The sequence below is a fragment of the Morganella sp. Je.2.23 genome, assembly GCF_051129855.1.
In the GTDB taxonomy this organism is placed as follows: domain Bacteria; phylum Pseudomonadota; class Gammaproteobacteria; order Enterobacterales; family Enterobacteriaceae; genus Morganella; species Morganella sibonii.
The window spans coordinates 58254-81224 of the sequence record NZ_JBCPSQ010000007.1; the positions used below are offsets into that span (position 1 = coordinate 58254).

22 protein-coding genes are annotated in these 22971 nt (G+C 52.1%); 14 read left to right on the forward strand and 8 right to left on the reverse strand.

All coding sequences use genetic code 11. The features are described from left to right. Window positions 1-38: 38 nt before the first annotated feature. The 3 genes from AAZR23_RS17810 to AAZR23_RS17820 form a co-directional block, all read right to left on the reverse strand. Window positions 39-281 (reverse strand): surface lipoprotein assembly modifier, encoded by a 243-nt coding sequence (locus tag AAZR23_RS17810; protein WP_434694167.1) that lies wholly within the window; start codon window positions 279-281, stop codon window positions 39-41. Window positions 282-301: 20 nt separating this feature from the next. Then, window positions 302-1390: a surface lipoprotein assembly modifier gene (locus AAZR23_RS17815; protein ID WP_434694169.1), complete on the reverse strand. Its 1089-nt coding sequence runs from the start codon at window positions 1388-1390 to the stop codon at window positions 302-304. Window positions 1391-1453: 63 nt separating this feature from the next. After that, on the reverse strand, window positions 1454-2233 hold the full coding sequence (locus tag AAZR23_RS17820) for a Slam-dependent surface lipoprotein (protein WP_434694171.1): 780 nt from the start codon (window positions 2231-2233) through the stop codon (window positions 1454-1456). Between the two features lie 439 nt (window positions 2234-2672). On the opposite strand from AAZR23_RS17820, the gene AAZR23_RS17825 reads away from it, so the two are divergent. Together AAZR23_RS17825 and AAZR23_RS17830 are read left to right on the forward strand one after the other, a co-directional pair. Continuing rightward, the gene (locus AAZR23_RS17825; protein ID WP_247717489.1) at window positions 2673-3113 is read left to right on the forward strand and encodes a hypothetical protein; all 441 of its coding nucleotides are present in this window, start codon (window positions 2673-2675) and stop codon (window positions 3111-3113) included. An 85-nt stretch (window positions 3114-3198) separates the two neighbouring features. After that, window positions 3199-3963, forward strand: a complete 765-nt coding sequence (locus AAZR23_RS17830; RefSeq protein ID WP_218453891.1) for a GNAT family N-acetyltransferase — start codon at window positions 3199-3201, stop codon at window positions 3961-3963. Here AAZR23_RS17830 and fdhD read toward each other — a convergent pair whose 3' ends face one another. After that, entirely contained in the window at window positions 3964-4794 is an 831-nt protein-coding gene (fdhD, locus tag AAZR23_RS17835; protein ID WP_218453890.1) for a formate dehydrogenase accessory sulfurtransferase FdhD, read from the reverse strand. 166 nt (window positions 4795-4960) lie between these two features. On the opposite strand from fdhD, the gene fdnG reads away from it, so the two are divergent. The 7 genes from fdnG to AAZR23_RS17870 all read left to right on the forward strand — a co-directional run bounded on the left by fdnG (window position 4961) and on the right by AAZR23_RS17870 (window position 15106). Next, window positions 4961-8008 carry a formate dehydrogenase-N subunit alpha gene (gene fdnG, locus AAZR23_RS17840; RefSeq protein WP_434694172.1) on the forward strand — a complete coding sequence of 1016 codons (3048 nt, stop codon included), beginning with the start codon at window positions 4961-4963 and terminating at the stop codon, window positions 8006-8008. 11 nt (window positions 8009-8019) lie between these two features. Next, on the forward strand, window positions 8020-8961 hold the full coding sequence (fdxH, locus tag AAZR23_RS17845) for a formate dehydrogenase subunit beta (protein WP_046892846.1): 942 nt from the start codon (window positions 8020-8022) through the stop codon (window positions 8959-8961). Continuing rightward, window positions 8961-9611, forward strand: a complete 651-nt coding sequence (gene fdoI, locus AAZR23_RS17850) for a formate dehydrogenase cytochrome b556 subunit (RefSeq protein WP_004240169.1) — start codon at window positions 8961-8963, stop codon at window positions 9609-9611. Before fdxH ends, fdoI begins: the two co-directional genes overlap by 1 nt. 140 nt (window positions 9612-9751) lie before the next feature. Beyond that, the gene (fdhE, locus tag AAZR23_RS17855) at window positions 9752-10678 is read left to right on the forward strand and encodes a formate dehydrogenase accessory protein FdhE (protein ID WP_054425716.1); all 927 of its coding nucleotides are present in this window, start codon (window positions 9752-9754) and stop codon (window positions 10676-10678) included. A gap of 19 nt (window positions 10679-10697) precedes the next feature. After that, the gene (gene selA, locus AAZR23_RS17860; RefSeq protein WP_434694174.1) at window positions 10698-12080 is read left to right on the forward strand and encodes an L-seryl-tRNA(Sec) selenium transferase; all 1383 of its coding nucleotides are present in this window, start codon (window positions 10698-10700) and stop codon (window positions 12078-12080) included. After that, window positions 12077-13939, forward strand: a complete 1863-nt coding sequence (gene selB, locus AAZR23_RS17865; protein WP_434694176.1) for a selenocysteine-specific translation elongation factor — start codon at window positions 12077-12079, stop codon at window positions 13937-13939. The genes selA and selB overlap by 4 nt, the downstream gene beginning before the upstream one ends. Window positions 13940-13963: 24 nt before the next feature. After that, the gene (locus AAZR23_RS17870; protein WP_434694178.1) at window positions 13964-15106 is read left to right on the forward strand and encodes a GT-D fold domain-containing glycosyltransferase; all 1143 of its coding nucleotides are present in this window, start codon (window positions 13964-13966) and stop codon (window positions 15104-15106) included. A 75-nt stretch (window positions 15107-15181) separates the two neighbouring features. Here AAZR23_RS17870 and AAZR23_RS17875 read toward each other — a convergent pair whose 3' ends face one another. Together AAZR23_RS17875 and AAZR23_RS17880 are read right to left on the reverse strand one after the other, a co-directional pair. Continuing rightward, entirely contained in the window at window positions 15182-15610 is a 429-nt protein-coding gene (locus tag AAZR23_RS17875) for a TOBE domain-containing protein (protein WP_127378037.1), read from the reverse strand. A gap of 38 nt (window positions 15611-15648) precedes the next feature. Then, window positions 15649-16308, reverse strand: a complete 660-nt coding sequence (locus tag AAZR23_RS17880; protein ID WP_182106326.1) for a helix-turn-helix transcriptional regulator — start codon at window positions 16306-16308, stop codon at window positions 15649-15651. Between the two features lie 89 nt (window positions 16309-16397). On the opposite strand from AAZR23_RS17880, the gene AAZR23_RS17885 reads away from it, so the two are divergent. The 3 genes from AAZR23_RS17885 to AAZR23_RS17895 all read left to right on the forward strand — a co-directional run bounded on the left by AAZR23_RS17885 (window position 16398) and on the right by AAZR23_RS17895 (window position 19835). Further along, window positions 16398-17801, forward strand: coding sequence for an MFS transporter (locus AAZR23_RS17885; protein WP_434694181.1), 1404 nt, complete (start codon window positions 16398-16400; stop codon window positions 17799-17801). Window positions 17802-17903: 102 nt separating this feature from the next. Then, on the forward strand, window positions 17904-18863 hold the full coding sequence (gene accA, locus AAZR23_RS17890; protein WP_434694182.1) for an acetyl-CoA carboxylase carboxyl transferase subunit alpha: 960 nt from the start codon (window positions 17904-17906) through the stop codon (window positions 18861-18863). Between the two features lie 63 nt (window positions 18864-18926). After that, the gene (locus tag AAZR23_RS17895) at window positions 18927-19835 is read left to right on the forward strand and encodes a LysR family transcriptional regulator (protein WP_046892855.1); all 909 of its coding nucleotides are present in this window, start codon (window positions 18927-18929) and stop codon (window positions 19833-19835) included. Here AAZR23_RS17895 and AAZR23_RS17900 read toward each other — a convergent pair. After that, window positions 19829-20272 carry a DUF411 domain-containing protein gene (locus AAZR23_RS17900; protein ID WP_247717487.1) on the reverse strand — a complete coding sequence of 148 codons (444 nt, stop codon included), beginning with the start codon at window positions 20270-20272 and terminating at the stop codon, window positions 19829-19831. The two genes, AAZR23_RS17895 and AAZR23_RS17900, sit on opposite strands and share 7 nt — an antisense overlap. Before the next feature lie 137 nt (window positions 20273-20409). Further along, window positions 20410-21438: a zinc-dependent alcohol dehydrogenase family protein gene (locus AAZR23_RS17905; RefSeq protein ID WP_218453886.1), complete on the reverse strand. Its 1029-nt coding sequence runs from the start codon at window positions 21436-21438 to the stop codon at window positions 20410-20412. A gap of 98 nt (window positions 21439-21536) precedes the next feature. Between AAZR23_RS17905 and AAZR23_RS17910 the strand changes: the two genes are divergently transcribed. Together AAZR23_RS17910 and AAZR23_RS17915 are read left to right on the forward strand one after the other, a co-directional pair. Continuing rightward, on the forward strand, window positions 21537-22469 hold the full coding sequence (locus AAZR23_RS17910; RefSeq protein WP_166708874.1) for a LysR family transcriptional regulator: 933 nt from the start codon (window positions 21537-21539) through the stop codon (window positions 22467-22469). Then, entirely contained in the window at window positions 22466-22924 is a 459-nt protein-coding gene (locus AAZR23_RS17915; RefSeq protein WP_218453885.1) for a hypothetical protein, read from the forward strand. Before AAZR23_RS17910 ends, AAZR23_RS17915 begins: the two co-directional genes overlap by 4 nt. The last annotated feature ends 47 nt before the right edge of the window (window positions 22925-22971 follow it).

A 22971-nucleotide genomic window follows, 5' to 3' on the forward strand; every position in this document is an offset into this window, starting at 1 on the left:
CGATTCCCGGATGATAAAAAATAAATAATCAGAAAGGGTTAAAACAGCCGTTCAAAACGAAGCATGATTTCAGTCTGCCGGTAGCTATAAAGCCACGGTACAGAACTGCGGTTACGGGTGTGGATCAGTGAAAGCTGAGGTGAAATCTGCGCGAATGACGGCGGGTAGAGCGCGAGTGTTGTGCTGTACTGTCGGGTGAAATCCTCCCTGGCCTGGCGGTGTAACGGATGTGTGTGGTGATAACGTTTACGGGTGTAAACAGCATGAACAGACTGGGACACAAACGGGTGCCACAGGTAGGTCAGGCCGGTATGCAGGGCAGCCGTCCGGTAATGTTTATAGGGATCATTTTTTTATGAACGGTGGTTTCTGCCTGTAAGTACAGCGAGGCTGCCGGATGCGGATGCCAGGTTATCTGCGGCATCAGCTGATATTCAGTGCCGTTATGTGAATGCAGATAAGGCTGATAACGGTGCTGCCGCAGTGCAGCCAGTCCGCTCAGAGACCACTCCGGGCTGAGTTGCTGATTCAGATACGTTTGTAAACCGTAAGAAGAGGAAAAACGGCGTCCGGCGGAAAAATGCTGCTCCAGCAGCGGGGTCAGTTGCCATAAAGTATGGCGATCCTGATAGTGATAACCCGTTTTAGCGGTCAGCGTTACGGTATTGGCTATCTGATTCGCGGCATCATACCGCGTGGATATCCGGTAGTGCTGCGTCAGAAAATGAGAGCCGGACAGCGGTGTCAGCCTGCGTAAATCCCAGTCGCTGCGCCATTGTAAGACAGCGTGGGGGATCTGCGGGATAAGGCTGGCATAACAGGAACCATCAGGGCTGTAGTGCAGGCAGTGTGCTGCCGGCAGCGGGGTCTGATAATAATTATCCGTGTAATGGCTGCCGGCACTAATCATTAATGACCAGCTGAGTGCCTGGGTGAGTTCGGTAATGGTACGGGTAATTTCCGGATAGTGGGGAGAGGTCACCGGCAGGCGCTGACTCAGTTCCCGGAACAAAAGCAAGGCGTTCCCGATCTGGCGATCGGCCCGGTAGCTGCGGGCCAGTTCCAGTTGTGCGGCAAAGAAATGGGGTTTTTGTTGCAGGATGGTGTTATATAACCCGATAGCAACTCCCGGGCGCTGATTTAAATAGGCCAGCTTTGCCTGGCTGAAGATAATCAGTAATGGATCAGTCTGGTGTTCCTGCTGATAAATGGATAAGTAATGATAAATCGCTTTGAGGTTATTTTTCTTTAGTGAAAGGTATAAATTACGTGCAGTATTATTATCTTCTGAATGATTGTTTTTTTGTATAGTTGCAGATGCCGGTAATGAAAAAACAAGTAATAATAAAAAAAGAATAAATCCGTACATTAACTTTATCTGCGACGACATATTTATATCCGGTAAACACCGGGAACAGAGAATCTGTTCCCGGTGAAATGTTTCAATAATGAATTAAGATTTGGTTCCGCCGAACGCGATATTCTTCGCTTTATCGCTGCTGAACTCAGCATAACCGGCAACCTGTTGTGCATTGTCACCAAAGAAATGCCCGTTGGTTGTACCGCTGACGGTTGTGGTATCGGTACCGGTGGTGCTGACAGATGCAGTACCATCAAAGGCTGAACCACTGACAGTGCCGCTCAGGCTGTAGCTGAGGCCGGTTGAGCTGAGAGAGCCGGTAAAGGTATTAGCATCAAAATCGGTGCTGAATGTACCGCTGATCTGTTCACCGCTGCTGTAGCCGCTGAGTCCTTTAATGCTGTATTGTGCAGTGCCTTCGGATGGCATAGCAGCGGTGATATCTTTCCCTGCGTAATACGCCATATGAGAATCATCGCTGAAATCAGTACCGGAAACCCACTCACCGTAATAAATATCGGCATCGGCTATTTTGGCAAAGTTAAAAGAACCCATATTGCCGTGTGACTGCGGAACAGAGGTGATAACAGAAACACCGTTATTATTTGGTACCGCACGGTTGGGTCCCTGCAGCCCGGCAAAGCTGACTTTCATTCCGCCACGCATGCCGGAATAACCGATTCCCGGTTCTCCGCCCGGTGACGGATGCCCCTGACGCTCTGATGCAGCGGTTACGCCAATAATGATTTTATTGCCGGTTGTTGGTGCAGTGGAACTGCCATAGCCTGCATCTGCCTGAGCCCGTACCGCGGAGAATGCGGCACACAGGGTAACCAGTGTCGCCAGCGGGGTTTTCAGGTTAAACATCTTCATAAATTAAACTCCTTATAATTTCATGAATGGTCGGGTGAATAAAAAGGTATTTTCCGATGTGTTTCCGGAAAACAAATAAACGATAAAGGAGAATAAATTTTCTGTAAATGAGAATTATTATCATCCGTTGCAATGGGAATAATTTGATTAGAATGCTAATTAAGTAACGAACTAAAAAATCACTCTTTTTTATTTTTTGTGACAGTTTTATTTCAAATATAAGAATGAAAATATGTGATGCACATTCAGAGTTTTTTTGTACGGTAAATCCGGTTATTAATTCATGAAGGAAATTTAAATTCTGATGTTATTTTTTCATTTTATTAATGATTGAATTTCAAAAGCAATAATAATGCATTTAATTAACGGCTGTTATCGCATTTGATTTTGTATTTATGTTTCATACTGTCCGGTATATGAAGGCTGAACAGATAATCTGATGATGAAACACACTCTGACATTTTTGCTGTTAACGGTGCTGATGCTGACCGGCAACCCGGCCACGGCCGCATGGCCGCAAACCGGAAGAAGCGATATTTCTGAGCGTTATGACGTTATTACTCTGACACCTGATATGCCGGTGCCCGGCTCAGTCAATAATGACTCTGCAACACAGGGGCTGCGTCTGATCGGGTTACGGCGTGACGGTAACGGGGAGTACACAGAGGTCACCCGCCAGTTTTCCTCCGGCGCGACTAAGCGTATTCATTACAACGGGCGGCAGTACCGGGTAGTCGGGGATGTTTACCGGACTGATAATCTGTCAGATAGCGGGCAGTGGGATAAAGGGCAGTCGGTGGTGACGGAAGAGTATTACGAAATTCTGGATAAAAACGGAAAGCGGACAGGGAAGGGATTCCGGTTTTTCAGGCGGGACTAAGTGCAGAATTATAAAGCTAACGTTAATTATTTTTAGCTGAAAACCATTAATATATACGCAACAGAGTATGTAAGCGGAGAATCATATGTCGTCAGTCCGGATCCTCAGTGTCGCACAGTGCCATGAGTCACTGCTGGACAGTGCGGAAGCGCTGGTCGCGGAACAATGGCCGTTGTTTATGTTAGCCAGTCCGGTCTCTGACCAGTACTGGGATACACTGTATCTTGAGGAAAATCTGCCTTTTCAGCAGGTTGCGGTTGCGACTATTGCCGGAGAAGATCAGGTCGTCGGGCTTCTGAGTGCGATTCCGTTTTATTTTCCGGAAGATGCACCACTGACTGAGTTGCCGGATGGGGGCTGGGATGCTGTGCTGACCCTGGGGGCAACCGATACCCGGAAACCGACATTTGTATCCGCACTGTCGGTGACCGTTGACCCGGATTTTCGCGGGAGAGGTATCCCTGCACAACTTATTACAGCGCTGAAAGCGGCTGTTGCGCAGGCCGGGCTGAAGGGCGTGGTGGTACCAGTGCGTCCGACGCTCAAGGCACAGTATCCGTTACAGGATTTCGCGGAATATTGTCAGTGGCAGACCCCGCAGGGCGAGCCGTTTGACCCGTGGATCCGCACGCATGTCCGGCTGGGCGGACAGATTATCAAACCGGCGATGCGTTCGATGGATATCACATCCTCTATTGATAACTGGTCGGAATGGACCGGTATGGCCTTTCCGCACGCCGGTCAGTACATTGTGCCGGGTGCTCTGGTACCGGTTCAGGCCGATCCTGAAACGGACCGGGTCATTTATCATGAACCGAATCTGTGGATATATCATCCGCTGGCTGAATAGTCAGGGAGTCAGGCGTTCCGGGTGGGTATAGATGGTGGCCCGCCCTTTTTTACAGAATCCAACCAGCGTCAGGCGGCAGCGTTTGGCGGTTTCAATCGCCAGCGTGGTCGGGGCGGAAACCGCAAACAGAATTTCCGCGCCGCACTGCGCGCTTTTTTGTACCATTTCATAGCTGGCGCGGCTGGATACCAGTATCACACCGTCTGTCCATTGTGCTTTTGCCCGCATACCCAGCAGTTTATCAAGCGCCACATGGCGTCCCACATCCTCACATCCCCCCAGTAATTCGCCCTGCGGAGAGATCCAGCCGGCGGCGTGGGTACAACCGGTCAGTTTTCCTATTTCCTGCACCTGCGGAAGCAGGCTGAGTGCCTCATCAAGGTGACTGAGGGAAAAAGTCTGCGTGAAATCCAGCGGCGGGATCGGGCGGAAAATTTCGCTGATTTGCTCGGTACCGCAGATACCGCAGCCGGTACGCCCGGCCATATTACGGCGGCGTTCTTTCAGTCCGGCAAAACGGCGGGCGGATAATTCCACATGGACTTCAAATCCGCCGTGGCAGGCATCCGTGATATCAATCCCGCGGATGTCGGCGGCGGATTCAATAATGCCTTCGGAAAGTGAAAAACCGACAGCAAAATCATCGAGGTTTTTCGGGCTGGCCATCATCACCACATGTGAAATGCCGTTGTACACCAGAGCAACCGGCGTCTCTTCCGCGACCCAGTCATTTTCATTATGCCCGGGTTTACTTTTTTGTTGCACGCTTGTGAGATGCGCACCGCGAATTAGACAATTATGTAACGATTCTATGGAATAAATGTCATCCATCAGATGAATTCCTGCGCTTAATAATACATAATAATAGTATGGGTAAAAGTTTACACCATTCCACCAGGCAATGAACCTGATCGCACGCACCACTGTGCGGATAAAAAGAAAGTTCGCTGTGGCTTATTTTGCAGCGGCATAAGAGCAATGTAATAAGGAGATCTCCATGCAAGTCAGCAGAAGGCAGTTCTTTAAGATCTGCGCTGGCGGTATGGCGGGTACAACGGCAGCGGCTCTGGGTTTTGCCCCGGCGGTCGCTATTGCCGGTTCACGTCAGTATAAGCTTTTGCGCGCACGTGAAACCCGTAATACCTGCACGTACTGTTCCGTCGGCTGCGGGCTGTTAATGTACAGTCTGGGTGACGGGGCAAAAAACGCCAAAGAATCTGTTTTTCACATTGAAGGGGACCCGGATCATCCGGTAAACCGTGGCGCACTGTGCCCGAAAGGCGCAGGTCTGATTGATTTTATCCACAGCGAAAGCCGTCTTAAATATCCAGAAGTCCGCGAGCCGGGCTCCAACGAGTGGAAACGTATCTCGTGGAATGAGGCGTTTGATCGTATCGCCCGCCTGATCAAAGATGACCGCGACAGTAACTTTATTGAAAAGAACAGCGATGGCGTCACCGTCAACCGCTGGTTAACCACCGGGATGTTATGCGCATCAGCCGCCAGTAACGAAACCGGATTTGTCACCCAGAAATTTTCCCGCGCCCTCGGCATGCTTGCCGTGGATAACCAGGCGCGTGTCTGACACGGACCTACGGTAGCAAGTCTTGCTCCGACATTTGGTCGCGGTGCCATGACCAACCACTGGGTTGATATTAAAAATGCCAACCTTGTTGTCGTGATGGGCGGAAACGCCGCGGAAGCTCACCCTGTCGGGTTCCGCTGGGCGATGGAAGCCAAAATTCATAACAATGCCAAACTGATCGTCATTGACCCGCGCTTTACCCGTACTGCGGCGGTGGCGGATTTCTATACGCCTATCCGTTCCGGTACCGATATTGCGTTCCTGTCAGGTGTTATTAAATATCTGATGGAAAATGAAAAAATCAACCGTGAGTATGTTGAGGCGTACACCAACGCCAGCCTGATCGTGCGTGAAGATTACGCGTTCGATAACGGTTTGTTCAGCGGCTATGATGCGGAAAAACGTCAGTACGATAAAACAACCTGGAATTACGAGCTGGATGAAAATGGTTTCGCCAGACGCGACACCACATTGCAGCATCCGCGTTGTGTCTGGAATTTACTGAAAGAGCACGTCAGCCGTTATACCCCGGATGTGGTGACCAATATCTGCGGAACGCCGAAAGATGACTTCCTGAAAGTCTGTGAATATATCGGCGAAACCTGCGCGAAAGATAAAACCGCCTCGTTCCTGTATGCACTGGGCTGGACCCAGCATACCGTCGGTGCGCAGAACATCCGTACCATGGCGATGATCCAGCTGTTGCTGGGGAATATGGGAATGCTGGGCGGCGGTGTGAACGCACTGCGCGGTCACTCCAATATCCAGGGCTTAACTGACCTGGGTCTGCTGTCGCAGAGCCTGCCGGGTTACCTGACACTGCCGTCTGACAAACAGACGTCGCTGGACAGTTATCTGGCTGCCAACACACCGAAACCAACGGTGCCGGGGCAGGTCAACTACTGGGGTAACTATCCGAAGTTCTTTGTCAGTCTGATGAAAACCTTCTACGGTGACAAAGCACAGAAAGAGAATAACTGGGGCTTTGACTGGCTGCCGAAGTGGGACAAAGGTTACGACGTCCTGCGTTATTTCGACATGATGGATAAAGGGGAAGTCAACGGCTACATCTGCCAGGGCTTTAACCCGTTAGCCTCATTCCCGAACAAAAACAAAGTGGTTAAGGCGCTTTCAAAACTGAAGTTCCTGATCACGGTTGACCCGCTGAATACCGAAACATCGAACTTCTGGCAGAACCACGGCGAGATGAACGATGTTGATCCGGCACAGATTCAGACTACGGTGTTCCGCCTGCCATCCTGCTGCTTTGCGGAAGAGAACGGTTCTATCGTTAACTCCGCCCGCTGGTTACAGTGGCACTGGAAAGGTGCGGATGCCCCGGGCGAAGCGATCAGCGACGGCGAAATCCTCTCCGGTATTTTCCATCGTGTCCGCAAACTGTATGAGTCGGAAGGCGGTAAAGTGCCTGAGCAGGTACTGAACATGACCTGGAACTACTTCGACCGCGATAATCCGACTCCGGAAGAGGTCGCGCAGGAGAGTAACGGTCTGGCGCTGGTTGATTTGAAAGATGCTGACGGCAACGTGATTGTGAAGAAAGGCGAGCAGCTCACCTCCTTCGCACAGTTGCGTGATGATGGTACCACGGCAAGCGGATGCTGGATTTTTGCCGGCAGCTGGACGCCGCAGGGCAACCAGATGGCCCGCCGCGATAACGCTGACCCGACCGGGCTGGGTAATACCCTCGGCTGGGCGTGGGCATGGCCGCTGAACCGCCGCGTCATTTATAACCGTGCCTCTGCGGACCCGGCGGGTAAACCGTGGGATCCGAAACGCCAGATTCTGGAATGGAACGGCAGCAAGTGGATCGGTATGGATGTGCCGGACTACAGCAACGCCGCGCCGGATTCGGATGTCGGGCCGTTTATCATGCAGCCGGAAGGGATGGGCCGCCTGTTTGCTATCGATAAGATGGCGGAAGGGCCGTTCCCTGAGCACTACGAGCCGATTGAAACCCCGCTCGGTACCAACCCGCTTCATCCGGATGTGGTTTCCAACCCGGCCGCCCGTATCTTTAAAGATGACTGGGCGCAGATGGGTAAAGCAGAGGAATTCCCGTATGTCGGTACAACATACCGCCTGACGGAGCATTTCCACTACTGGACAAAACATGCGCGGTTAAATGCCATTATTCAGCCGCAGCAGTTTATCGAAATCGGTGAGCGTCTCGCGAATGAGAAAGGTATCTCTCAGGGTGATACGGTGAAAGTCAGCTCCAAACGTGGCTATATCAAGGCCAAAGCAGTGGTCACCAAACGCATCCGGACGCTGGATGTGAATGGTCAGAAAGTGGATACCATCGGTATTCCGATTCACTGGGGCTTTGAGGGTGTGGCGGTGAAAGGCTTTATCACCAACACGCTGACGCCGTTTGTCGGCGATGCGAACACCCAGACGCCTGAATTTAAAGCCTTCCTGGTTAATGTGGAAAAGGTGTAAGGAGATAAATTATGTCAATGCAATCACAGGACATTATTCGTCGCTCTGCCACCAATTCCCTGACCCCCGCACCTCAGGTGCGGGATTTTAAGGAAGAAGTGGCGAAGCTGATTGACGTGACTACCTGTATCGGCTGTAAAGCCTGCCAGGTGGCCTGTTCGGAGTGGAACGACATTCGTGACAAGATCGGTACCAACGTGGGGGTGTACGACAACCCGCAGGATCTGACCGCCAAGTCATGGACCGTGATGCGTTTTTCCGAAGTGGAAGAAAACGGCAACTTTGAGTGGCTGATCCGTAAAGACGGCTGTATGCACTGCGCGGACCCGGGCTGTCTGAAAGCCTGTCCGGCGGAAGGCGCTATCATTCAGTATGCCAACGGGATTGTCGATTTCCAGTCAGAGCACTGCATCGGCTGCGGTTACTGTATCGCGGGCTGTCCGTTTAACGTGCCGCGTATCAACGAAGAAGATAACCGCGCTTATAAATGCACACTGTGTGTTGACCGCGTGGATGTGGGTCAGGAGCCGGCGTGTGTGAAAACCTGTCCGACCGGGGCGATTCATTTCGGCTCGAAAGAGGATATGCAGGCGCTGGCGGGTGAGCGGGTCACTGAGCTGCAAAGCCGTGGTTACGCCAAAGCCGGTCTGTATGATCCGCAGGGCGTCGGCGGTACGCACGTGATGTATGTGCTGCACCATGCTGATAAACCGCAGTTATATCACGGTCTGCCGGAGAATCCGGAAATCAGTGCGGCGGTGAAATTCTGGAAAGGCGCATGGAAACCACTGGCAGCAGTCGGTTTCGCGGCGACCTTTGCGGCGGCAATCTTCCATTACGTGGGTATCGGCCCGAACCGGGTATCAAAACGCGAGGAAGAAGAGGCCCTGAAAGATATTCAGGATGTTCCGGCAAAGACTGAGCAATCAGCAGGTCAGGAGGAGCAGAAATAATGCAACAGGATGATCGCGAAAAAATTATCCGCCACAAACCCATTGAGCGTGTGAATCACTGGGCTGTGGTCATTTGTTTTCTGTTCACGGCCATCAGCGGGCTCGGGTTTTTCTTCCCGTCGCTTAACTGGTTTATGAACATTCTGGGTACCCCGCAGTTATCACGTCTGCTGCATCCGTTTACCGGTGTGGTGATGTTCTTACTGTTTGTGTTTATGTTTTTCCGTTATTTTAAACACAACTTTATCAACCGTGATGATATCGAGTGGGCGAAGCAGATCGGCAAAATCATGAAAAATGAGGAAGCCGGAGATGTCGGTCAGTATAACCTCGGTCAGAAAGGGGTGTACTGGGCGGCCAGTATCTGCCTGTTCCTGCTGCTGCTGAGCGGTATTGTTATCTGGCGTCCTTATTTTGCGGAGTATTTCTCCATTCCGGTGATCCGCATCGCGCTGCTGGTACACTCAATTTCTGCTATCGGGCTGATTATCACCATTATTGTTCACGCTTATGCGGCAATCTGGGTGAAAGGATCTGTGCGAGCGATGACAGAAGGCTGGGTAACCCGTGGCTGGGCGAAGAAACATCACCCGCGCTGGTACCGTCAGATTGTGGCAAAAGAGCGCGAAGAAGATAAAAAAGGTCAGTGACCGTTTTTAATCTTCTCGTGTGATTATTCAGAAGGCAGGGGTTTCCCCTGCCTTTTCGACATTTTAAGGCAGCCGGTTCATAATAGGGTTTTATTTGCCGGACCGGCTTATCCTCTCCATATCAGAAGAAGAGCAAGATCATGAGTATCCGAATTGTATCCAAAGAAGAGCTGGGACAGGCTCAGAAAAATGAAAAAGGGATTGGTTTTATCCCTGCGGTGCTGTTCCCTAATCTGAAGAATCTGTATCAGCGTCGTGCCGAACGCTTTGATGAGCTGGCCAAAGATAACCCGTTTGCGGATTACCTGGAATTTGCCGCTGAAATCACCCGTGCTCAGCAGAAAGCCCTGTATGACAATCCGCTTGAAATGGATATGGATGCCCTGATGGCTGCGAATATGCCGGGCAAAGCACTGCTCGATTGCCGTACCTTTCAGCGCACTGAACACTGGCGTAAACTGCTGAAAAGCATTATTGCCGAGCTGCTGCCGGTCGCTCCGGATCATGCCCGTCCGACCCTGGAAAACCTGGATAAAGCGTCTGAGAATGAGCTGGAAGATATGGCAACAGCGTTGTTTAATCAGGAATTTTCTGCTGTTTCACCGGATAAGTCCGTGTTTATCTGGGCTGCATTATCTTTATATTGGGCGCAGATGGCGTCGATGATTCCGGGTAAAGGCCGTGAAGAGCACGGCGAACATCGTCAGTTCTGTCCGGTCTGTGCGGCGATGCCGGTTTCCGGCGTGATCCAGATTGGTACCACACAGGGATTGCGTTATCTGCATTGCGGATTATGTGAAACCGAATGGCATGTGGTCCGGATTAAGTGTACGAACTGCGAACAGACGCGCGATCTGAATTACTGGTCACTGGAAAGTGAGCAGGCGGCAGTGAAAGCCGAAAGCTGCGGTGACTGCGGCAGTTATCTGAAAATTATGTCACAGGAAAAAGACGCGAAAGTGGATACTGTGGCAGACGACCTGGCAACCCTGATCCTGGATGCCCGTATGGAAGAAGAAGGTTTTGCCCGCAGCAGTATTAACCCGTTCCTGTTCCCGAACGAATAAGCCCGGAAGTGAGCCCGCTATGAACGAACGTGCATTATACAGTCAGATACCTGCCATTGACGGGTTATTACATGAAACACCGGTCACCGCGCTGACAGAACAGTACGGCCAGACCTGTATCGTCAGTGTGCTGCGGGAAATGCAGGATGATGCACGTGACGTGATCCGTGAGCGGCAGCAACTGCCGGACTGGCACGGCTGCTGGGCGGATGAACTGTCCCGCCGCCTGGGCAGCGAGCGGGAGGCACTGCGTCCGGTCATCAACCTGACCGGTACCGTGCTGCATACCAATCTCGGCCGGGCATTGCAGGCGGAAGCGGCTATTGAGGCGGTGACCAATGCCATGCGCTGGCCGGTTACGCTCGAATATTCTCTCGATGATGCCGGACGCGGCCACCGCGACAGCATTGTCGCGGAGCGTCTCTGTCAGCTGACCGGCGCAGAAGCTGCCTGTGTTGTTAATAATAATGCGGCGGCGGTATTACTGGTACTGGCAACGATGGCCGCCGGGCGGGAAGTGATTGTTTCCCGTGGTGAGCTGGTGGAAATCGGCGGCGCTTTCCGTGTGCCGGAAGTGATGAGTCAGGCGGGATGCCGGCTGAGAGAAGTCGGTACCACAAACCGTACTCATCTGCATGACTATAAAAATGCGATCAGCGAGCAGACTGCGCTGCTGATGAAAGTCCACACCAGTAATTATCATATTGAAGGTTTTACGGCTGAAGTTTCCGGACAGGAACTGGCGGAACTTGGCCGGGAACAGAATATCCCGTCAGTGATTGATCTGGGCAGCGGTGCACTGATTGATATGACTCTGTGGGGACTGCCGGAAGAGCCGATGCCGCAGCGTTATCTGGCTCAGGGTATTGATATTGTCACTTTTTCCGGCGATAAACTGCTCGGCGGACCGCAGGCGGGGATTATTCTCGGTAAAAAAGCGTGGATTGAGGCAATACAGCGTCATCCGCTCAAACGTGCCCTGCGGGCAGATAAAATGACCCTGGCGGCACTGGATGCCACGCTGCATCTGTACCGTCGTCCGGAAAAACTGGCGCAGACACTGCCGTCACTGCGTTTGCTGACCCGGTCTGCTGACGATATTTATGATATGGCACAACGGCTTGTGCCGAAAATTCAGGCATATTACGGTGATGAATGGGTGATCCGCGCAGAGCCCTGCTCCTCGCAGATTGGCAGCGGATCACTGCCGGTGGAACGTCTGCCCGGCTGGGCAGTGACGTTTACCCCGCAAAACGGAAAAGGCAGCGCCTTAGCCACCCTGACGCACTCTCACCGTCAGCTGACCATTCCGGTGATCGGACGGGTAAGTGACGGGCGTCTGTGGTGGGATCTGCGTTGCCTTGAAGATGAAAACCGACTTTTACAGGCACTGTTACCATGATTTTTGCTACCGCCGGCCATGTTGACCACGGAAAAACAGCACTTATCCGGGCCGTCACCGGTGTGGATACCACCCATCTGCCGGAAGAAAAAAAACGCGGAATGACCATCGACCTGGGCTATGCCTACTGGCCGCAGGATGATGATACCGTTATCGGTTTTGTGGATGTGCCGGGCCACGAAAAGTTTCTCGGCAATATGCTGGCGGGTATCGGCGGTATCCGCCATGTGCTGCTGATTATAGCCTGTGATGACGGGGTGATGGCACAAACCCGCGAGCATCTGGCAATTCTGCGCCTGGCGGGGCGTCCGCAAATCTCGGTGGTGCTGACCAAAGCGGATCGTGTTCCGGCGGAACGGACTGAAGAAGTCCGGCAGCAAATCACAGAACTGCTGTTATCTGACGGCTGGCCGGAAAGCCCGGTATTTATCACGTCATCCCACAGCGGTGAAGGGCTGGATGCATTGCGGGCACATCTGCGTCTGCATCATCAGCAGCAATCGTCAGACAGCCGGACAGAAAAACGGTTCCGGATGGCGATTGACCGTGTTTTCAGTGTCAAAGGGGCAGGGCTGGTGGTAACCGGTACCGCGCTGGCCGGACGGGTCAGCACCGGTGACACATTATGGGTGACCGGCAGTGACAAATCTGTCCGTGTGCGCGGTATTCATGCCCAGAACCGCCAGCAGGAACAGGCTCAGGCCGGTGACCGCGTGGCGATCAACCTGAGCGGGGATGTCAGTAAAGAGACTGTTTCCCGTGGTGACTGGCTGCTGAGTGAAAAACCGGTGCAGTCTGCACACCGCATTCTGGCTGAACTTGAAACGGACGAAGGTCTGAAAAGCTGGCAGCCGGTGCATATTCACCACGGTGCCAGCCATATTACCGGCCGCGTATCTCTCCTGAATGACGATAACAGCTATCCGCTGCTGGCGGAAATTACCCTCGATACCCCGCTCTGGCTGGCGGAAGAAGACCGGCTGATCCTGCGCGATATCAGTGCGCAGCGCACAGTAGCGGGGGCACGGGTACTGAATTTATCCTCCCCGCGCCGCGGAAAACGCCGTCCGGAGTTTCTGGCGTGGTTATCAGAACGGGCTGCGGCACAGGATGACCGGGCGGTTTTATGTTGTGAATTACCGCGCGGAGAGGTATCCCTGCCGGTATTTGCCTGGGCGCGGCAACTGACAGCGGAAAAACTGACGGAATGCACTGACGGTCTGAGTCTGCTGATCAACGATGGTTACGCTCTTTCTGCACAACGGGTTGAAACGGCAAAAGCTGTTCTGCTGGCCACGCTGGCGGATTACCACCAGTCACACAGCGATCAGATGGGCGTCGGGCGTGACAGACTGAAACGGATGGCATTACCGGTGCTTTCTGATGCCATTGTGTTTCCGGTTATTGCACAATTACTGGATGAAAAGCAGATTGTCAGAACCCGCGGCTGGCTGCATCTGCCGGACCACGGGCTGGCGTTTGATCCGGCTCAGAGCGCGCTCTGGCTGAGTGCAGAACCGCTGTTTCAGCAGGAACCGTGGTGGGTGCGGGATCTGGCTGTAAAACTCGGTACCGATGAAACAACCGCCCGTCAGTTTCTGAAAAAAGCCGCGCAGCTTGGTCATATTATGGCGATTGTGCCGGACCGCTATTATCACCGGTCACAACTCACGGAATTTGCGCAGGTGATCCGTGAATATAACCGGTCACATGAAGAAGGTATCGGCGCGGCACAATTCAGGGATAAATATGGCATGGGGCGTAAGCTGGCTGTACAGATTCTGGAGTTTTTTGACAGGACCGGTTTTACCCGCCGCAGAGGGGACAAACATATTTTGCGGGATGAGGGATTATTTTAATTTTCTTCAAAAAGGATTTCAGGTATGAAGATTGATTTGGACAGCTTTGTCAGTGAATTTAATAGAGATAAATTCCCGAGCTATTATGTTAAAAGTGCAAAAATATATAGCTGGGAAATCGCCTTTGTGGAAATTGAAACCGGGGCATTTAAAGTCGCACTCGATGTCGATTTAAGGGGTAATATCTGGCTGGCATTCAGGAATTATGAATCTTTAGGTCTTTTCAGGAAGTATCTCAAACGTGATTTTGATTTAAAAACATTAATTTATGATGGCAAGAATAAAAAATATGAATTCAGCCGGGTCCCGCTGGATGAAACGGATACTATCTCAATTGTCCGCGGGATAGCCAATGAAATTATCGGTTTTTATAATGACATTGCAGTTGATTTCTATGCTGAAAAACAGCATGAACTAAGCAAAAAGATTGAATCGCATTTATACCAGAGTCGGGTAGCGAAAGTACTGGATGATACGTACCATTTCTTCAAAGGAAAACGGTTATCCGTTCTGGAAACGGTGAGATGGATGAAAGAAAATAAATGCGGGGTCAGCCGGTTTGGTGATGGTGAGCTGATGCTGATGCTGGAACACGGTATTTATTATCAGAGTCCGGATAAAAAACTGATGTATGAATTGCGGAGTATTTGTTCCGGAAAGCGTAATACACTTATTTGTATGCCTGATTATGGATCAGAAGTCAGCTTCTGGCAGGATTTCTGGGTGAACTACTGGTTTATCTGTAAATTTTTTATTGATCAGCCTGTATATGGTGACACGGCTATCAGTCGTCCGGAGGGATTTTATCAGTGTGGTGAAGAACTGGCTGATGCCTGGATGGAATTATGGGAAGGAAAAAATGTGTGTATTGTGACGGGCAAAGATTCACGTCTGAATACCGAACACTACTTGCTGTCTAATATAAAGAATAAACATGTTATCTGGGCAAAAAACACGGATGCTTATGACGATATAGACCAGTTAACTGAACAGTGCCTGATGAAAGAGAACATTGATCTGTTCTTAATCGCATTAGGCCCAACCGGTACCGTACTGTCTGCGAGACTGACTGATAAAGAAAAGATTGCATACGATATCGGTCATCTGACTAACAGCTACGATACAGTCTTTTCAGGGGCAGCCGCACCGGAGCAACTGCCTTTCTGATTATAAAACAGTTTGTTCACAAGATAATGCTGGTCAGTTAAGAAACTGGCCAGCTTGTTATACGGCTTTCTGTCATCAGGCTTTAGTGGCTAAAATGACGCTGGAGGCTTTTATCAGTGCGACAATTTCATTACCTTCATGTAATTCCATTTCATCGCGGCTTTCATTGGTAATAACTGCTGTCAGCGGCAGCCCTTTCTCGGTTCTCAGATGAATCGTGCTGTTGACCGCACCGTTCACCATTTTGCTGATTTTACCGCGGAACTGGTTACGGGCGGAAAAACGCAGACCGCAATCCGGATTTGCCAGGACCACCCACGGCGCTTTAATAATCGCAACAGCTTCTTTTCCTTCGCGGATCCCTAATACGTCACAACTCTCTTTGGTGATGACGGTTGTCAGAATTTCACCATGCTCAAGTGTTAATTCCACTTCATTATTAACAGCACCGGTAACAATACGGGAAACTTTACCGGTGAGCTGGTTACGGGCGGAAATTTTCATTGTGTGACCTCTTTCCTTTCAGTGATTAGCCGGAATGGTTAATCTTCCTGTTGTATCACACGATATACGCAGCGGCGAGAACCCGTCAGTAAATATTCGACCCGTTCCACATTTGCATCCAAAACGGTCTGAAACAGTTCGAGTTCAGCACGGCAGAATCCCTGACACATACGGGCGGCGGAGCAGATAGGGCAGTGATTTTCAATAATCAGCCAGCTCCCTTCCGGTTCTTTTTCCCACTGTGCCATATAGCCTTCCTCTGTGCGGATAGCAACGAGGCGGATAATGCGTTCTTCCAGGGTTTCCGCACCCTGAAGTTTATCAAAATAGTCGCGGCGGGCTTCGTTCTCACGGGCGGTAATAATTTTGCCGATAGCATCCTCACCGAGTTCGCGGCGGATGGTGGTCAGGATTTTGACCGTCAGCTCAGCGTGACAATCCGGAAAGCGTTTGTTGCCCAGCGCGGTCAGATGCCAGCGCTGCACCGGACGGCCGACACCCCGGCATTCGGAATGTGCCTCAACCATGCCGTCCCGGGCCAGCTTGGTAAACTGCTGACGGGCAGCTTCCCCGGTGGTGCCCAGGTGTTCCCCGGCCTCGGATGCCTGCATCGGGCCATGCTTTTTCAGGAGAATAAGCAATTTTTCTCCGACCGATTGTGCGGAACTGAGGTTGCTTTCCAGGTTAGTTCTTGACATATTCTCGTGCCCGGTATCTATTTATCCAAGTTAATTCTTGTTTAATTTATCGTATTCAGCAAAGTATCACAAGACTAAAGGATGGTTCTATGTTGCCTGATGACAGCCGCTGGCGTGATCTCTTCTCAGGGAAAAACGCTGCGATTTCAGTCGCTCTCTCGTTCGGTGTTGTTATCCACGCCGTTAATATTTTAATGGCAACCACCATTTTGCCATCTGTGGTTGCCGATATCGGCGGCCTGAATCTGTACGCCTGGAACACCACACTGTTTGTGGCAGCATCCATTATCGGCTCAGTACTTTCTGCCCGCATGCTGGCCGTATATGGTGCCCGCATCGCCTATCTTCTTTCTGTCGTTGCCTTTTTTGCCGGCAGCCTGGCCTGCGCCCTGGCTCCCCGGATGGAAATTATGTTGCTGGGGCGCGCCATTCAGGGCTTCGGCGGCGGTGTTATGTTCGCATTGTCTTATGCCATGATCAATTTAGTGTATGTTCCGGCATTGTGGCCGAGAGCCATGGCACTGATTTCCGGGATGTGGGGAGTTGCCACATTAGTCGGTCCGGCTGTCGGAGGTATTTTTGCCCAGTTAAATGCCTGGCGTTATGCTTTTGGTGTGATGTTGCCGCTGATGGTCGTTTATGGGCTCTTTTTGCTTACGATTATGCCTAAAAAGCAGAATAATGACGGTAACCGGCCACATCTTCCCCTGATCCAGCTGACATTACTGACCGCTGCGGTACTGGTGGTTTCCGCCGGCAGTCTCAGCCCTGATGTATTCCTGAATGTGGGCGGCGTGGTGGTTTCCCTTCTGCTGCTGATTGTACTTGCGGTGATTGAGCAGCGCAGCAGTACCCGGTTATTACCGGAGAATACTTTCCGGCGCGGCAGTCATCATGCCGCGCTGTATGTCACTATCTCTCTGCTGGCTATAGGAATGACCTGTGAAGTGTTCGTGCCGTATTTCCTGCAACGTCTGCACGGCCAGTCACCGCTGGCATCCGGTTATATGAGTGCACTGATGGCGCTGGGCTGGACAGTCAGTGAGATCATCAGTGCGGGATGGAAAGGAGCGAAAATGCGGGCCAGTATTCTGCTCGGGCCGGTCTTTGTGCTGGCGGGGCTGGTATTGCTGGCACTGACACTCTCTGTACCGTCTGCCGGAACATGGGCCATTATGTCGCCGATCCTGCTGGGATTATCGCTGGTCGGGTTCGGGATCGGATTCGGCTGGCCGCATCTGCTGACCCGGATTTTACAGGTCGCGGCACCTGCGGATAAAGAGATTGCCGCCGCTTCCATCACCACAGTACAGCTCTTTGCCACGGCGCTGGGTGCCGCTCTGGCCGGTATGATTGTGAACGTCAATGGTTTCAATGACGGAACACTGACGGGCGTGATGTCTTCAGCCTACTGGCTGATGATGTTACTGGCGATTGCCCCGCTGATTGCGATTTTCACCGCCCGCCGCTGTGCGGCCATTTCTTACGGCTGATTATCCCGTTTCTGATAATAGTGTATGCCGGAATGAGGACTGTATCCCGTTCCGGCCTTTTTTTACACTGACCGGATGTTTTCTGTCAGGGTAATGTCCGTTATGTCTCAGTATCATCTCGAATTTGAAAGGCCAATCATTGAGCTGGAAGAAAAAATTGCTGCATTACAGTCATTTAAAGAGCGCAGCAGTGATTTGGGGTTTGATCCGGATGATGAAATCGCCTGTCTGCGGAAAAAATGCGAAAAGCTGACGCAGTCGATTTATGCTGATCTCGGCGCATGGGAAATTGTCCGGCTGGCCCGCCACCCGCTGCGGCCCTATACCCTGGATTATATCAGTCTTATTTTTACCGATTTTCAGGCGCTGGCCGGTGATCGTGCCTTTGCGGATGATAAAGCCATTGTCGGCGGGCTGGCACGCTTTGAGGGGCGCCCGGTGATGGTTATCGGTCACCAGAAAGGGCGTGATACCAAAGAAAAGTTACTGCGCAATTTTGGTATGCCCTCACCGGAGGGGTACCGCAAGGCGCTGAGACTGATGAAAATGGCCGAACGTTTTCATATGCCGGTGCTGATGTTTATTGATTCCGCCGGTGCCTATCCCGGCGTGGGCGCGGAAGAGCGCGGACAGGCGGAGGCGATTGCCCGTAACCTGCTTGAGCTGTCGCGGCTGAAAACCCCGGTGATCTGCACTATCACCGGCGAGGGCTGTTCCGGCGGTGCGCTGGGGATTGGTGTCGGTGATCGTATCAATATGCTGCAATACAGTACCTATGCGGCAATCTCGCCGGAGGGGTGTGCCTCTATCCTGTGGAAAAGTGCGGATAAAGCACCGCTGGCTGCCGAAGCCATGGGGATGACCGCGCCGCGCCTGAAAGCACTGGGTATTATCGATACCATTATTCCCGAGCCGGCGGGCGGTGCTCACCGCAACTATCAGCAGGCGGCGGATAATCTGCGTGAACAGCTGTTGCAGGATCTGGCAGTATTATCAGCGTTGCCGGAAGACGAACTTCTGGCGCAGCGCTATCAGAAATTAATGTCTTTTGGCCATTGCTGAAGACAGATTAACCTGTTTGTGATAACAATAGAGCCGGATATCTCTCACAACGGGGACGCTGTCATGGCGGTCGATCTTAATTTGCTGCCGGTTTTTCTGGCTGTGGCGGAACAGGGCAGTTTTACCGGTGCGGCCACCCGGCTGGGGATGCCGTCGTCTAATGTCAGCCGGGCCATCAGACAGCTGGAAACCCAGACCGGCTGCCGTCTTATCGAGCGGACAACCCGGCGTATGCGCCTGACGGCACAGGGACAGCAGTTGTATCAGTGCGCCGGAAAAACGGACGCCATGCTGCGGGAAACCTTTTCACAGATCCGTAATGATGATGTGCTGACCGGCTGTTTCCGGCTGACGGTACCCGGTGAAGGCGTCGGGGAAATGCTGGCGCCGGTGCTGGCCCGTTTTGCCGCACTGCATCCGGATTTGCAGATCCGGTGTGATACCCGGCTGACCCCGGCGGATATTATCAGTGATGATATCGATCTGCTGCTGACCTATCAGCGCGGGGAGATGGCAGACAGCAGTTATCACAGCCGTCTGATTCAGTCATGGTCGTGTGTGGTGGTGGCCGCGCCGTCATTACTGGCCCGGACCGGCGTCCCGGTTTCTGCCGCTGAGCTGACCCGGCTGCCCTGTATTTCCAGTCTGAGTGCCCTGAACGGCCAGCCGTGGGTTTTCCGCAAACCGGACGGCGGATGGCTGACAGTGCGCATCAGCAGCCGCTATCAGGTTAACGGCGCGGCACTGGCCGCCGCCGCCGCCATTGAAGGGCTAGGTTTTGCGATTCTGACCGGGCATTTGTGTCAGCAGGCTTTCCGTGACGGCACATTGCAGGCTGTCCGGCTGAATGAAGAACCGGCTCCCATTGAACTGAGAGCCGTCTATGCCAGCCGCCGTGAATTATCACCGGTTGTCGACAAATTCCTGCATTTTCTCGAAAGTTCGCTGCGGAATCAGACCGAAAATCAGTAGCTGCGGAATACCGTCTGTTTTCCGTCCGCATCATACGCGATCACATCATACGGCTCTTTCATATCCTTATATTCCATGCCGAGGCTGCCGACCGGCATTCCCGGAACAGAAATCCCTTTGGCACTTTCCGGCAGCGTATTAATCGCATCCAGGCTGTCAGCCGGGACGTGGCCAATCACATATTTACCGTTCAGTGTGGCGAGGTGACAGCTCATCAGATTCGCGGAGGCACCGGAATCGAGCATCATTTTCTCCAGCTGTGCCTGCGGAATAATATTGGTTTCCACATCATAACCGGCTTTTTCCACACCCTCCGCCCACTGGCCGCAACAGCCGCAGGTCGGGGATTTGTATACGGTGACTATCCCTTTCGCCGCCATAGCACCGGCAGATAATGTGGTTAGTAATAAAGATAACGCCCAGACGGATTTTTTCATCGGTATTCCCTGTAATGAGTCGGATAATAATGATGAGATTAATGGTTTACCTTAGGGGAAGGTCAATACAGGGAACGTATAGTTATACAGAGAAGTGTAAAGGTTCCGGCGCGGGAAATTGCCGGAACCGGGGAATACTATTTTATACGGATAACTATTTTACCGAACGGACCGTGCTGAAGATGCGCAAAAGCCGCCGGAACATCACTGAAAGGATAGACAGTATCGATAACCGGTTTGATTTGATACTGCTCAGTGGCGGCACAAAGCCGTTCCAGTGCCCGGCGGTGACCGACAGTGATCCCCTGAAGAGTTGCCTGTTTCAGCATCAGCGGAACGGCAGGCATCACCAGTTCTTCGCTCTGCATAAAACCAATCTGTGCAATGTGTCCGCCCGGTGCCAGTGCTGCCACGGACTGACGCAGATTTTCCCCGCCGATAACTTCCAGAATATGATCTGCGCCGTGACCGCCGGTCAGTGACATTACGGCATCAGCCCATACCGGTGTTGCCCCGGTGTCAATAATACGGGTTACACCCAGTGCATTCAGACGGGCGATTTTTTCTGCGGAACGGGTCAGCACAACGGGTTCAGCCCCCATTGCCAGTGCTATCTGTAACCCTGCCAGTGATACACCACCGGTACCCTGGAGTAATACAGTCTGTCCGGGTTGCAGATCCCCGCTTTCTTTCAGGGCAAACCAGGCGGTCAGCCCGGTGACCGGCAGTGTGGAGGCTTCTTCGTCAGTCAATGACGGCGGAACCGCAACCAGCGTTTCCTCATTCAGTACAATATACTCTGCCAGTACACCGGGCAGCGGGCCGCCGAGTGACATCCCGTGATGTGCCATTTCTGCCGGCGGGGCGTTATCTGTCCACTGTGTCCAGAAATTGCCGATCACCCGTTCACCGGTATGAAACCGGGTGACCTTTTCCCCGGCAGCGACAATCTCTCCGGCCATATCCGAGGCCGGTGTAAACGGCATTTCCGGCAGCTCCGGTAATAATTTTCCGTCAATAACCAGCAGATCGCGGTAGTTCAGGGAGACTGCGGATACGCGGATCAGTACCTCATGATCTCCCGGTACAGGTACCGGGACATCTGCAAAGGTCAGGTTATTCAGTCCGGTGCCGGTCAGTTGCCAGCGTTTCATCATTTTTTGCATAAAAAGCTCCTTTTAATCTGTTCTGCTATTTTATTGGTAACTTTTTTGCGTGTATGCTGATGTTTTGGTGTATCAATGACTCCTGAAAGTAGACAATCATGGCGAATCTGAATCTGTATTCACAATTGCAAAATATGGCGGCATTCGTGCATACCGTAGAAACCGGCAGCTTTACGGCGGCAGCGGTGCGGATGGGAGTATCCAAATCCGCGACCGGCAAAAGTGTGGCAAAACTGGAGGAACGCCTGGGAGTACGGTTGCTGCACCGGACAACGCGGAGTGTCAGTCTGACGGAAGAAGGACAGATTTATTATCAGAGCTGTTTATCTGTGCTGGATGAGCTGCATCAGGCGGAATCACTGCTATCTTCCCGCCGTCAGACAGTTTCCGGCACATTGCGGATCAGTCTGCCGGTTTCCTACGGACGGCTGTATGTGATGCCGGTACTGACACAACTGACAAAATTACATCCGGAATTAAAACTGATAGTCAGTTTTACTGACCGCCGGGTGGATCTGATAGAAGAAAATACGGATATTGCGGTCCGCCTCGGGTATCCGCAGGACAGCACAACACTGGTTGCCCGCCGTCTGGGAACACAGCATGCCGTGATTTGCGCATCACCGGATTATCTTGCCCGTCGTGGTATACCACAGACGGCGGAAGCCCTGGCAGAGCATGATTGCCTGGGATTTATATCCCGGGGGCAGATTCTGCCGTGGCCGGTGATGAACAAAGACGGCACCGTTAACCGGCTGACTATCCGCCCGAAACATATTATCAGTAACGGCGAAGCTTTGCGTGACGCGGCAGCGGACGGAATGGGGATCGCGTATCTGACCACCTGGCTGGCAGCACGGGATATTGAACAGGGGCGGCTGCAGGTACTGCCGGTTGCCACCCCGGAAGATGATGCGCCTGCACCGGTTTTTGCGGTATGGCCGCGCTCACGTGATCTCTCCCCGCGTATCCGCGTAGTGGTGGACGCTTTGCTTGCGGCACACAATCCTGACCCGGAGGTAACAGTATGACTCACCTGACATTACAGATAACAGCAACAGAAACGCGGATTTTTTCTGCGGAGGCTGATGTGCGGCTTCCGCTCGGTGACAGTGTGATTGACGGATTTGTTTTTCAGCATTCGCCGGTGACCGCGTATGAAGCGGAAGTGGCGATTGAACATATTGAAAACCGGATTATCCCGGCGCGGGCCTTATTACCGGCAGGAGAGCTTATTTTGCATTGTCCGGACCTGCGGCTAAACTATTTACTTGCCGGTGATAAAACGGATTTCTTATCTACAGAGGAAATAGAACGCGGGTTTAATGAGATCGTGAATGTTATCAGCGGCAGCCCGGTCTCATCAACATCGCTCCCCTCAGACAAACAATTTACGGCTTTTTTACTGATTATCCGTGAAATTACCCATCACTGGGGGCTGGCAGGGCTGATTCCGGAAATGACCGGAAAAAATGATGTGATGTAACATGTATACAAAATGACTCTTATCAAAATAAATTATAAAATTTGTAC